This window comes from Mucilaginibacter sp. (assembly GCF_028287845.1).
GTDB lineage: Bacteria > Bacteroidota > Bacteroidia > Sphingobacteriales > Sphingobacteriaceae > Mucilaginibacter.
The window spans coordinates 1-12,461 of the sequence record NZ_JAQBOW010000070.1; the positions used below are offsets into that span (position 1 = coordinate 1).

General features: G+C 40.2%; 13 protein-coding genes. 7 read left to right on the forward strand and 6 right to left on the reverse strand.

The annotated features are described in order from the left end of the window. The 3 genes from JWP71_RS06060 to tssD form a co-directional block, all read left to right on the forward strand. The coding region (locus JWP71_RS06060) for a glycine--tRNA ligase (protein ID WP_299497965.1) at window positions 1–1,185 on the forward strand (1,185 nt) is incomplete at its 5' end. Between the two features lie 309 nt (window positions 1,186–1,494). Next, window positions 1,495–3,612, forward strand: a complete 2,118-nt coding sequence (locus JWP71_RS06065; protein ID WP_299497966.1) for a tetratricopeptide repeat-containing sensor histidine kinase — start codon at window positions 1,495–1,497, stop codon at window positions 3,610–3,612. Then, entirely contained in the window at window positions 3,587–3,883 is a 297-nt protein-coding gene (tssD, locus tag JWP71_RS06070; RefSeq protein WP_299497967.1) for a type VI secretion system tube protein TssD, read from the forward strand. Before JWP71_RS06065 ends, tssD begins: the two co-directional genes overlap by 26 nt. A 91-nt stretch (window positions 3,884–3,974) precedes the next feature. Here the strand turns inward: tssD and JWP71_RS06075 are convergent, their stop codons facing one another. Beyond that, window positions 3,975–4,889, reverse strand: a complete 915-nt coding sequence (locus tag JWP71_RS06075; protein ID WP_299497968.1) for a helix-turn-helix domain-containing protein — start codon at window positions 4,887–4,889, stop codon at window positions 3,975–3,977. 141 nt (window positions 4,890–5,030) lie between these two features. Between JWP71_RS06075 and JWP71_RS06080 the strand changes: the two genes are divergently transcribed. After that, window positions 5,031–6,590: a DHA2 family efflux MFS transporter permease subunit gene (locus JWP71_RS06080; RefSeq protein ID WP_299497969.1), complete on the forward strand. Its 1,560-nt coding sequence runs from the start codon at window positions 5,031–5,033 to the stop codon at window positions 6,588–6,590. A gap of 152 nt (window positions 6,591–6,742) precedes the next feature. Here the strand turns inward: JWP71_RS06080 and JWP71_RS06085 are convergent, their stop codons facing one another. The 3 genes from JWP71_RS06085 to JWP71_RS06095 form a co-directional block, all read right to left on the reverse strand. Then, window positions 6,743–7,162 (reverse strand): OsmC family protein, encoded by a 420-nt coding sequence (locus tag JWP71_RS06085; RefSeq protein ID WP_299497970.1) that lies wholly within the window; start codon window positions 7,160–7,162, stop codon window positions 6,743–6,745. Window positions 7,163–7,247: 85 nt separating this feature from the next. Further along, the gene (locus tag JWP71_RS06090; protein WP_299497971.1) at window positions 7,248–8,315 is read right to left on the reverse strand and encodes an NADH:flavin oxidoreductase/NADH oxidase; all 1,068 of its coding nucleotides are present in this window, start codon (window positions 8,313–8,315) and stop codon (window positions 7,248–7,250) included. An 87-nt stretch (window positions 8,316–8,402) separates the two neighbouring features. After that, window positions 8,403–8,768, reverse strand: coding sequence for a hypothetical protein (locus JWP71_RS06095; protein ID WP_299497972.1), 366 nt, complete (start codon window positions 8,766–8,768; stop codon window positions 8,403–8,405). A gap of 149 nt (window positions 8,769–8,917) precedes the next feature. Between JWP71_RS06095 and JWP71_RS06100 the strand changes: the two genes are divergently transcribed. Together JWP71_RS06100 and JWP71_RS06105 are read left to right on the forward strand one after the other, a co-directional pair. Then, complete coding sequence (locus JWP71_RS06100) at window positions 8,918–9,256, forward strand: single-stranded DNA-binding protein (protein WP_230546864.1); 339 nt, start codon at window positions 8,918–8,920, stop codon at window positions 9,254–9,256. A gap of 45 nt (window positions 9,257–9,301) precedes the next feature. Beyond that, window positions 9,302–9,577 (forward strand): hypothetical protein, encoded by a 276-nt coding sequence (locus JWP71_RS06105; RefSeq protein WP_299497973.1) that lies wholly within the window; start codon window positions 9,302–9,304, stop codon window positions 9,575–9,577. 81 nt (window positions 9,578–9,658) lie between these two features. On the opposite strand, the gene JWP71_RS06110 is transcribed toward JWP71_RS06105, so the two are convergent. Both JWP71_RS06110 and JWP71_RS06115 read right to left on the reverse strand, forming a co-directional pair. Next, a complete protein-coding gene (locus tag JWP71_RS06110) occupies window positions 9,659–10,363 on the reverse strand; it encodes an SDR family oxidoreductase (protein ID WP_299497975.1) in 705 nt (234 codons plus the stop codon). A 13-nt stretch (window positions 10,364–10,376) separates the two neighbouring features. Further along, window positions 10,377–11,357 carry a lysylphosphatidylglycerol synthase transmembrane domain-containing protein gene (locus JWP71_RS06115; RefSeq protein ID WP_299497977.1) on the reverse strand — a complete coding sequence of 327 codons (981 nt, stop codon included), beginning with the start codon at window positions 11,355–11,357 and terminating at the stop codon, window positions 10,377–10,379. Window positions 11,358–11,559: 202 nt separating this feature from the next. Between JWP71_RS06115 and JWP71_RS06120 the strand changes: the two genes are divergently transcribed. Then, window positions 11,560–12,426 carry a carbon-nitrogen hydrolase gene (locus JWP71_RS06120; RefSeq protein WP_299497979.1) on the forward strand — a complete coding sequence of 289 codons (867 nt, stop codon included), beginning with the start codon at window positions 11,560–11,562 and terminating at the stop codon, window positions 12,424–12,426. The last annotated feature ends 35 nt before the right edge of the window (window positions 12,427–12,461 follow it).

Here is a 12,461-nt window from a genome sequence, read left to right on the forward strand (position 1 = left end):
CGTTACCGTGCAGATCAGTTACTGGAAGATAAAATAGACCGTTACGATAAAGACGGCAAAACAGATAAAGCCGAAGCATTGCAAATTGCAATGGACGAAGCCTTGAAAAATGAGGACCTTCCCCGCCTTAAAGAATTAATAATTGAGCATGAAATAGCCTGCCCGGTTAGCGGCACCCGCAACTGGACAGATGTGCGCCAGTTTAACCTGATGTTTAGCACCCAAATGGGCGCCGTAGCTGATGATGCCGACGTAGTTTACCTGCGCCCCGAAACCGCGCAGGGTATATTTGTAAACTATTTAAACGTGCAAAAATCTGGCAGGATGAAAATTCCGTTTGGTATCGCGCAAATTGGCAAGGCTTTCCGTAATGAGGTTATTGCGCGCCAGTTCATCATACGCATGCGCGAGTTTGAGCAGATGGAGATGCAATTTTTTGTACGCCCCGGCACCGAAATGGAATGGTACAAAAAATGGAAAGAAACCCGCCTGCAATGGCACCTGGCTTTGGGTACCGATGCTGCCAAATATCGTTATCATGACCATGTTAAGCTGGCACATTATGCCAATGCCGCGGTTGATATTGAGTTTGATTTCCCTTTCGGCTTTAAAGAGGTGGAAGGTATACATAGCCGTACTGATTTTGATTTGAGCCAGCATCAGCAATTCTCGGGCAAAAAAATGCAGTATTTTGACCCGGAGATAGACCCGGCTACCGATAAACCTTATGGCAACTACATCCCTTACGTAATTGAAACCTCTATAGGTTTAGACAGGATGTTTTTGCTTACCATGATGAACGCTTACGAAGAAGAAGACCTGAGCACCGATGAAAAGCAGGATAGCCGTACTGTATTACACCTGCATCCATGCCTTGCCCCTGTTAAGGCTGCTATATTCCCGTTAACTAAAAAAGACGGGCTGCCCGAGAAAGCGCGCGAGATAATGGATAAATTAAAGCTCGACTTTAACCTGCAATACGAAGAGAAAGATGCCATAGGCAAACGCTACCGCAGACAGGATGCCATTGGCACACCTTTTTGCATAACGGTTGATCATCAAACGTTAGAAGACAACACCGTAACCATACGCCACCGCGATAGCATGCAGCAGGAACGTGTAGCTGCTGACGACCTGGATAAGATAATTGGCGCTTTGGTGAGCTGGAAGAATTTGTTGAGGTAAGAACAACTATAAGAATTATCGAAGTTTTAAAATGTTGTAAATAAGTTAAAAAATACCTGTAATTTAAGTATAGTCCACGCGTTTGGAACACATTAACTCTCTCTTACTAAACAAAATAAATATAAAGCCCGTTTAAACAACCTTTAAACGGGCTTTGTATTTAACATATATTTTTTTTAAATTATGCTTTTAATAATTAATTAACTACTAATTGGTACGAGATTGAACCCTTTTTGCGTCTTATTATTTTTTTTCAATCTGTTCAGTGTTCCGCCATTTGCCGGACAGCAGAGCGCTGCAACCGATAGTTTGAAAAAATTGACCTTGCCTGTTTTAAAAAACACTTCAAAAGCACCCGATACACTTACCATAAGCCGTATAAACAAACTTGCCGACGAGTTTTTTAAATCTAACCCTGATAGCACTTATTATTATGGTAACCTGGAAATTAAGCTATCAGAAAAGATCAATTACCAAATGGGTATTGCTGATGGAACTAATCAGTTGGCTGTAGTTAATACTTTCCATGGCAATTATGCAACCGCTGCTAAAAATTACAAACTTGCCTTAAACATATATCAAAAAATAAATAACATACGCGGTATAAGTAAATGTTATATTGGTTTAGGCAGGATACAGAATTATTTAGGAAATTATGATAATGCCATTAACCTGTATAATAAAGCATTAGTTTTAAGCAAAAAAGGTAACGCAGCCGATCTGTCTGAGTGCTACAACCTGCTTGGTATTACTTATGATAATAAAGGAGATTTTTCTAAAGCGCTGGATTATTATTTCAAATCACTTACTATTGATATCAGGCTTAAAAACAATCTTTCGGCAGCAAACAAGTACAGCAATATCGGCACTATTATGCAACAATTAGAGCTTTATCCAAAAGCTTTAGGCTATTATAACCACGCGCTTCGCCTTTGCGAACAATTAGATAACCAGCAAGGAATTAGCACTGCCTGCCGAAATATTGGCGAAACATTAATTGCCCAAAAAGATTATAAATCTGCTATTGGTTATCTTAACAGGGCATCGAAAATTTTTAATAAACTGAATGACTATGAAGGCACAAGCCTGATTTATTATAACCTGGGCCTATATAATTATTACACCCACCACACCAATTCGGCTATTCATTACCTAAAGTTTTCTTTAAAAACCGCTAAACAAAACAAAATTAAGTATAACAGGGCCAATACCTACGTAGGATTGGCCCAGGTATATAATGCAGAAAAAGATTATCAGCAGGCATATAACTATGCTGTTAAAGGGCAAATTATAGCCACCAGGCTAAAAAGTTTAAGCGTTATGACCGATGCTGCTTTACAGGCTAGTGAAGCATTGGCTGGGTTAAAACGTTTTAAACAGGCATATCGTCAGCATAAATTATATTCAGTATTAAAAAGCGATTTGAAACACAATGAAAGTATTCATAAAGTAATGCTATACAATCTGGAGATGGATTTTGCAAATAAGCAAAAAGATATCATTAATAAACAATATCAAACCGAAAGTATTTACCAAAAAAAAATAGCCCGCCAAAAAAATCAGGACATTATATATGCTATTATTATTGTTGTTATGGCTACACTGGTGGTGGTGTACTATAATGAAAAGCGTAAACAACAAAAAATTAACAGCCTTTTAGCTGAAAAGAATAGAGAAACAATATTGCACCAGGAAAATCTGAGTATACAAACAGCCAAATTAAACGAACTTAATTTATTAAAAGATAGGCTAATTGGTGTGCTGGCCCATGATTTAAGGGCGCCTATTAGTACCCTACGAGGATTATTTAATTTAATGACCGATGATGCCATTACTTCCGAGGAATTTATTGAAATGACCCCAAAGGTATTTAGCACCCTTGAGCATACCTCTGACTTTTTAGATACCTTATTATTTTGGATAAACAGCCAGGTTGACCGTTCAGAAAACACCATTAAGAGTTTTTATATTGATGATTTAATTACCCGTGAACTTGTACACATGGAGGATAAATTAAAGCAAAAAAACATTAGTGTACACGTTAAAATGGCAACTGACGCTATTGCATTAGCTGATCCGAATGCCATAAGGATAGTAATTCATAATTTTTTAACAAATGCCATTAAGTTTTCAAACCGTAACGGTATTATTGAAGCAACATCATACGTACAGGATGCCGAAATAATGTTCTGCTTAAAAGACAACGGGGTTGGAATGAGTGACGAGTTTTTAAATACCCTGTTTAAAAGCCAGGTTAACAGCTCGAAAGGTACCGAAAACGAAAGTGGTACAGGTATGGGCCTCATGTTCTGTAAGGACCTTATCGAAAAACATAATGGTAAGATTTGGGCAAAAAGCACTTTAGGGGTTGGTACAGAGTTATGTTTTAGTTTACCGGTTGGTGATAACTCAGAGTTACGATACTAACCAGGCTAATAATATTAGCGTAACTATCAAATCGTCCAAAATTGACCAGGAGCTAATGGATTGGATACTTTCGACTGATAAAGAGGCTAAATCCGGCCAAATAATTATAACAGATGGTGAGTCTGGTAAAACATCAAAAACAATTACGTTTACCGATTTAAAAGCATCATCCTATACAGAAAACATGTATAATAATGGGGCATTTAATATCAACATTCAACCTACTACAAGTTTTAGTATGCATTTTAAAACAGTGAATATTAAGTTTTAATATTACTGTTTTAGATATTGATCGAGCTTTCTGAACCCCTCACTACAGCAAGCACCATGTTGCTAATTTTCAACATACGTTGGCTAACAAACTATTTTTGAACACTTGCCAGCCTGGACATCATGGGAGAAGACCCGGTATATTTTTTAAAGAAGTTGGCAAAGTAAGCCGGTTCTTCAAAACCAAGGCCGTTGGCTATCTGTGCAATACTCCAATCGGTATGCTTTAATAAAGCATAGGCCTCTTTTAAAACACGTTCGGAGATATGCTGGGTAGTGGTTTTTCCAGTGACCTCTCTCACCGATCGGTTTAAGTGGTTGGTATGCACCGCAAGGCTTTCGGCATAATTAATGGCTGTTTTCAGTTTAAGAAATTGCCCCGGCGAATCAATGGGGAACTGCCTTTCCAACAGCTCTAAAAATAAGGTGGTTATTCTTGCCGCGGCACTCGCATTGGTTTCATAGGTGGTTACCGGCGCTATCTTTAACGCCTCGTGCATCAGGATGCGCAGATAGTTACGCAACAGGTCGTATTTATAGACGTAATCTGAATCCATTTCTTGCATCATTTTGCAAAGTGTTGCAGACAGAGATGCTAACTGTACTTCATTTAAAAACACGATGTGGCTGCCGCCCACCTGAAACAGCGGAAAATTTTGCAGGGCGCTTTTATGCTCGTATGATTCAATAAAGGCTTGCGTAAATAAACAGAGCCAGCCTTCTTGCGCACCGGGCCCTGGTTCCCAGGCCGAAGGTACCGAAGGACTGGAAAACACCAATGCAGGCCGGTCTATAGTAACCCATTTATCCGCGTAATGTATTTTTCCATTGCCGATAACCAGCGCTATTTTATAAAAATCGCGCCGGCTGAAAGGCGATATGTTATCACAGGCCCGGCGCAAAAATACGTTGAAGTGACCCTGACCTGCATTGTTTTCGGCAAATACCTTTTGATTCTCAACAGGATGGCGCAGGTAAAATTCTTCGAGTGTTTCCGTGGTTAACATGGAACAAATATAAGTAATTGTTTGATTATTATAACCAAATATGACTATTTAATGATTAAAAAATATATAATGTTTGAAAATTATAAATATCTGCTTGAAAACTATAAATAAAAAACAAATAGTCGCCACTACTTTTGCATCATGGAAACCGGGTTTAGAAAATGGATAATTGTGGTAACTATCATTACCTCTACAATTATTGAGCTGATTGATACTACCATAGTAAATGTATCTATTAATACCATGAGCGGTAATTTAGGCGCTTCATTAGAAGATACCGCCTGGGTCATTACTTCTTATGCAATAGCCAATGTAATAATTATCCCCATGACCAGCTTTTTAGCAGAAAAGATTGGCCGGAAGCAATATTATATAGGTTCTATTATTTTATTTACGCTGGCCTCCGCCATGTGCGGGTTTTCTCATAGTTTAGGCGAACTTATAGCGTTTCGTTTCTTACAGGGTATTGGTGGCGGTGCTTTATTATCTACATCACAATCCATTCTGTTTGAAACTTTCCCGGTTAAAGAACGCGGAACAGCAAGCGGGATATTTAGCCTGGGTATTATTATTGGTCCATCTATAGGACCCGTGTTGGGAGGATATATTGTGGATAATTTATCATGGCAATGGATTTTTTATGTAAATATCCCTATAGGATTAATAGCAGCAATATTATCTTATATCTATATCAGGCCCACTAAAAGATCCACTGACGGGCGAAGTATAGACTGGTTAGGCATTTTCCTGCTAACAATTGGCATTGGTTCATTGCAGATTGTTTTGGAAAGGGGCGAAACCGATGATTGGTTCTCTGCAACCTATATACTTGTTTTAAGCATCATCGCCGCTGTTGCCCTGGCCATATTAGTATGGTGGGAACTTCGAATTAAATTTCCGGTTATCAATCTAAGAGTTTTAAAAAGTACTACCTTGTCAATTTCGGCCATTATGACTTTTGTGCTTGGATTCGGGCTTTTCAGCGCAGTCTTTGTTTTTCCACTGTATGCCCAGCGTATTATTGGTTATTCTGCATTTCAAACCGGTACAATGCTTTTACCGGGCACATTAATGGCTGCAATGATCTCTCCGTTCCTTGGAAAGTTGTTACAAAATGGCCTCCGTCCGCAATACCTTATCATTACAGGATTTGGCATGTCAGCCATTTTCGGATTCCTGATGTCTGGCTCAAACCTTGAGTCGGGTGCTGCCAGCTTTTTCATTCCATTGTTATTCAGGGGTATTGGCGCCGCGCTACTTATTGTTCCGCTTACTGCATTAGCAGTATCAGAGCTTAAGCCGGCAGATATTCCGCAGGGAGCGGCCCTAAATAACATGATGCGACAAATGGGCGGTTCGTTTGGAATAGCCATGATAAACACCTATATCGCGCATAGGGCCGCAGCCAACAGGACGGCTTTAATCTCCCATGTTACTTCGACCGACCCGGCTACTCACGAAAGGATGCAAATGGGAATAAAGAATTTCATGGCACATGGCGCCAACTATATGCGGGCCGTACAGCAAGCAATTGGGGCTTTGGAGGCGGCCGTGGCTAAACAAACATTTTTGTTGAGTTATATGGATGCCTTTCTATTACTGGCTATCATGAATGCTGCTTGCATACCTTTGGTTATTAGCACTATAAAAAAGAAATCTGCTCAAAAACCAAACGTTAAAATGACTATACCAGACCATTAATCATCCAGGATCTGCGATCCGGGGGTGCGGTGGCAATTAATCTAAAAGCCGATGCAGGGTAGGTCAGGTGGGATCAGGTAGATCAGGTGGCGCTGCTACACCGCTCACTCAACAACAATGCCATGAGTTGCCCCATGGCATTGTTATACTAACTATTGGTAGCTTACGCCCAAAGTAATAGGCACGCTCAATGCTTTTGAAATAATGCAATTGGCTTTGGCACCTTCTGCAATGTCCTTAAATTGTTCTTCGGTCACGCCATCAATAGCCGATCCTTTTAACTCTAAATGGATGCCGGTAATTATCAGCGCCTGCATATCAAGGTCAAGGATAGCGTCGGTGCTTAAATCGCCAGGCGTAAAACCAGCCTTAGATAAAGCAGCACCAACAGCCATAGTAAAGCAACCCGCGTGCGCGGCAGCTATTAACTCTTCGGGGTTGGTTCCCACACCATCCGCAAAGCGGGTCTTAAATGAATATTGGGTATTATTAAGCGTAGTGCTTTGGGTAGATATTTCTCCCTTACCTTCGGTTAAAGTGCCGGCCCAATGGGCATGTGCGGTGCGTTTCATATAGTTTATTGTTTTAATTGTTGTGTGTAAATATATAAAATTGCTAATCCTAATCTCTAATCTTTAATCACCAATCTCTAAACTCTTAATGCCATTTGGCACGTTCATATTGTACCGGCCATTTAATATCTTCAAAACCCAGTTCATGCGCCGCGCGTAACGGGAAATATGGATCGCGTAATAACTCGCGGGCTATAATTATCATATCAGCCTGACCTGTTTGTATAATATCCTCGGCTTGTTTAGATTCTGTTATTAAGCCTACCGCGCCGGTAAGTATACCGGTTTTGCGTATCGCTTCGGCAAACTCTACCTGGTAACCGGGCTTTAACGGAATTGGCACCAACACGTTTCCGCCCGATGAACAATCTACCAGATCAATCCCCTTATCCTTCAATATTTTAGCAAGCGCGACAGAATCTTCGCCGGTCCAGCCGCCCTCTGTCCAATCGGTTGATGATATGCGCACAAACAGCGGGTTGGTTGCCGGCCAAACTTCTTGTACAGTTTCAACAACTTCCAGCAACAGCCTAATACGGTTCTCGAATGATCCGCCATACTCATCCGTACGTTTATTACTTAACGGCGAGTAAAATTCATGCAGTAAATAACCATGCGCGGCATGTATTTCAATCACTTTAAAACCGGCCTGTATGGCTCTTAAGGTAGCGGCTTTAAAGTCGGCTTTAACCTTTTCTATGCCGGCTTTATCAAGTTCAATGGGCGCCTCATCTATTTCGTTGAAAGGCACAGCGCTTGGTGCTACTGCCCTCCAGCCATTAGGTTGATCTGATGGGATTTGCGCCCCACCGTCCCATGGCCTTTGATGACTTGCTTTGCGACCCGCATGGGCCAGTTGTGTGCCGGCTATTGCGCCATGTTCATGTATAAAATCGGTTATTTCTTTTAGTTTAGGTATATGCTCGTCTTTATAAATACCCAAATCGGCATAAGTTATACGCCCCTCTGCCGATACAGCATTTGCCTCTGTAATAACTAACGCGGCACCACCAATGGCCCTGCTACCTAAATGCACCAGGTGCCAGTTGTTTGCAAAACCATCCACGCTCGAGTATTCGCACATTGGCGAAACGGTTATGCGGTTTTTAAATTCAATATCTTTTATTTTTAATGGGGAGAATAGATGTGGCATGTTGTTTTTTATGCAAATATGGATAGTAACAACTTTAGTAGTCTCACTGTTTTGTAAAATACCACAGGCAGGTTAGCTAATGAAAATCTACTCTGCTTTTTCTTCGCGCTTTACCAGTAAAACCTCATCGCCCTCTAATGGCAGGTAGCCATATTCGTAGCAAAAATGATAGGTTTTTCCGTTTTGTGTGTCGTATTTATTGGTGAGGTATTTAAAGTTAAAACCTTTAACAACCATTTTTGCAGTGGTGGTTTTTGTTTTCCCGGTTGGATTGAGCTCCTCTAATATCCGGCGGTTGCGCTTTAGGATATTATTGATATTGCGCACCATATTATAACTTTCGCTATTCAGCTGGTTGTTGTAATTATTGCGGCAAAGGTCGTTGCAAAACTTTTTATCGGCACGGCCATGTATCACGGTGCCGCAATCAAGGCATGTTTTTTCGGTATCCATAAGGCTAAGGTAGTCAATATTATACCCGCTTGCAAACGTTTGCAAATGTATATTGTCGACTATAAACGCTTAATAACCGACTAATATTTGGAGCCATCTGCACATTTGTACTGTCAATTAAACACGTAGAAACAATAAAACTTAAAAACATGAACTCATTAAAAAACAGCGTACGCCTGGTAGGTAACTTAGGCATGGATCCGGAAGTAAAAACATTTGACACGAACAAGAAACTTGCAAAGCTATCATTAGCTACAAGCGAAAGCTACAAAAACGATAAAGGCGAAAAAATAACCGACACCCAATGGCACAACTTAGTGATATGGGGCGCGCAGGCCAAAATAGCCGAAGACATACTTAAAAAAGGTGATGAAATTGTTATTGAGGGCCGGATAAATAACCGGAGCTATATAGATAAAGATGGCAACAAAAAGTACACATCAGAAATTGTGGTGAATGAATTTTTAAAAGTAAGCAGCAGGAATTAACAACCTATTTGATATAAATCCTAAACCTTTATCATTATATTTGTTATGTACTTAGAAGCAAAAGAAACCGCCCGGCTATACACCTTGTTATCTGACAAGTTAGGTAACGATACCACCGAGGCCATGTTTAAATACATTGATAACAAAACAGAACGATCTGTGGAAAATGCTATCCAGACATTAGCTACTAAAGATGATATCGCAAATGTCCGTAAGGAAATTGGCGAATCAAAAGTTGACATCATTAAATGGATGTTTATTTTTTGGATCGGCCAGGTTGGTGCTACATTAGCTATAATTTTGCTATACCTGAAGAAATAACTTAATCCATTGCTGTATTTCTGAATAGCCTATACTTAGATATTTTCAACCTAACGCATCAACACCATTGATGCGTTTTTTTTATGGTGTACTTACCGCCACAGGCAATATCTTCCCATTAAAAAACTTATGGCCGGTTAAGGCAAAATCGGCAATATACTTACCCATTTCGAACGCCATTACCGGCGATTGATAACCCGGGAAAGCCTTCTCCAGCATTTCGGTTTGTGCCGAGCCTAATGCCAGGCAGTTAACCTTTATGCCAAGTTCGGCAAACTCCTGCGCCAGGCATTCTGTAAGCGTATGTAACGCGGCTTTACTTGCAGAGTAGGCTGATAGCCCCACAAACTTTGCGCTCCCCTGGTAGCCGCCCATACTGCCAATATTTACTATGTGCGAACCTGCGGGCATAAATTTATGCAAGCTTTGAATTATGCGCACATGCCCTATAAAATTACTTTGCAGCATTTCAACAAAGTCCGTTTCTTTTAAATCTATAAATGGCTTGTTTATTAAAACACCTGCATTGTTTATTAGTACGTCTATATTTCCGTCTAAATTACTGGCAATAAACTGTTCCAGATCCACATAATCATCATGTACAATATCAAAAGCGATGGGGTATAATATACAATCGGGATTTAAGCCCGCGCATATTTCGGCCAGGCGCTCCAGTTTATCCTGCGACCGCGCCAGGGCAATAATTTTATGCTGACCTGATAATATCAGTTCAATAACGGCTTCAAAACCTACCCCGCTGCTGGCACCTGTTATAATGATATTCATTAGCTAATAAATATTAAACTGATTTTGGCCGATCTTTATTTTCTTCTTCAGTTGCTATATCGCCTTTAGGCAAACCTTCTTCTAAACGGCTTGGCCTTAAAACGTAATATGCACCAAGCAAAGCAACCAAAAGAGATATAATATAAAAAGATCCCGGCAAGAAAACAGCCAGGGTATTATCCATCGGGAAAACTTTGGTAAGCTGTGTAAAAACGGTTTCACGTATACCTGCCCCACCCACACTTATTGGTATAATAGTAGCCAATGCCGATATTAAAAATGACAATAAATACGGTGAGAATTTACCATGAAAATCTTGCCCCATCAATATAAATACTATTGCCAAAACTTGCAAACCCTGTACTACAACAGCCTTTGCATGGCCGGCAAAAAAATATTTAGTGTATTCTCTAAAGAACTTATAGGCAACAAAATAATATACACCCGATGCAGCCGCGAAAATGCCCAATGGAATGCCGATATGAATATCAATTTGAGGTATTAAAAATATCAGACAAACAGTTATCAAACCAATTGCCCAAAGGCCACTTAATCTGTCGAACATTATCGCCCAAAAAACTTTTTTACCCGGTAGCTTATAGTTTTTATTCAACATCCATATTTTATAACCATCGCCGCCTATGCCACCCGGAAGCAGGAAGTTATAGAATAAGCCGAGCATATATAATCTGAAATTAAAACGTGGGTCGAGCTTTAAATTAATAGAATTGAAAAAACTCATTAATCGCCATGACGACACTATTATTGAAAGGAAAAAACTTATCAGTGCTGCAAGCATCCACCAGTAATTGGCGTGCAACAACCTGTATTTTACATCTTTAAAAGGCACATGCCTAAACACAAAGTATAGTAAAACGGATGTTACTGCAAATTTTAAAAGTGTTTTGGTAACGTTCCAAAGAGTGTCTTTCCAGGTTTTGGGCTTCATTTCGTCCTCAACCTCATTAATGATACTTTCGTCTATTTCTGTCATTGGCTGCAAAGGTAATAATTTAGAGATTAGTTGATTGGTGATTAGCGGTTAGTGTTTGGTTAAGAAATGTTAAACCCTCTGTATTACTAACATAATGTTACAATAACTATTAGAAACCGGTGACCAAATCTATTGCAACTAATCTTTAATTAACTAACCTCTAATCTCCAGAAAACCTTATTTTTGCACAAATTTTAGGTGAATGAATAAAGTACAGGTAGGTATAGTGCAGATGAGCTGCACAGCTAACAAGCATGATAATTTACAAAAAGCTATTACCAAGGTAAAAGAAGCAGCTAAAAAAGGTTCGCAAATAGTTTGCCTGCAAGAGCTGTTTACATCGCTTTATTTTTGTGATGTGGAGGATCATGATAATTTTTTGTTGGCCGAAACTGTCCCCGGCCCCTCTACCGACGAACTTGCCAAAGTTGCTGCCGAATTAGGCGTAGTCATCATTGCCTCGCTATTTGAAAAGCGCGCGCAGGGCCTTTACCATAACACTACTGCTGTAATTGATGCTGACGGTGCTTATTTAGGTAAGTATCGCAAAATGCATATACCCGATGATCCGGGTTTTTATGAGAAATTTTACTTCACTCCCGGCGATCTGGGCTATAAGGTTTTTAAAACCAAATTTGCCACTATAGGCGTGTTGATTTGCTGGGACCAATGGTACCCCGAAGCTGCACGCATAACCGCTTTAATGGGCGCCGAGATACTGTTTTATCCAACCGCTATTGGCTGGGCAACTACCCAGGATGAAGCTACCAATACGGAGCAATACAACGCATGGCAAACCATACAACGCTCGCACGCGATTGCTAACGGGGTACACGTAGTCAGCGTAAACCGGGTTGGCGAAGAAGCGGGTGTTAAGTTTTGGGGCGGATCGTTTTTTGCTAATCCGTTTGGTACGTTAATACATCAAACCTCGCATAATGATGAGGAAGTAATTGTACAGGAGTTGGATTTAAATAAAACCGATTATTACCGTACGCACTGGCCGTTTTTACGTGATAGGAGAATTGATTCTTATCAACCGATAACTAAACGTTTGCTCGACGAATAAGGTAGTCGATGGTCCATAGTTAAATAATTCACATT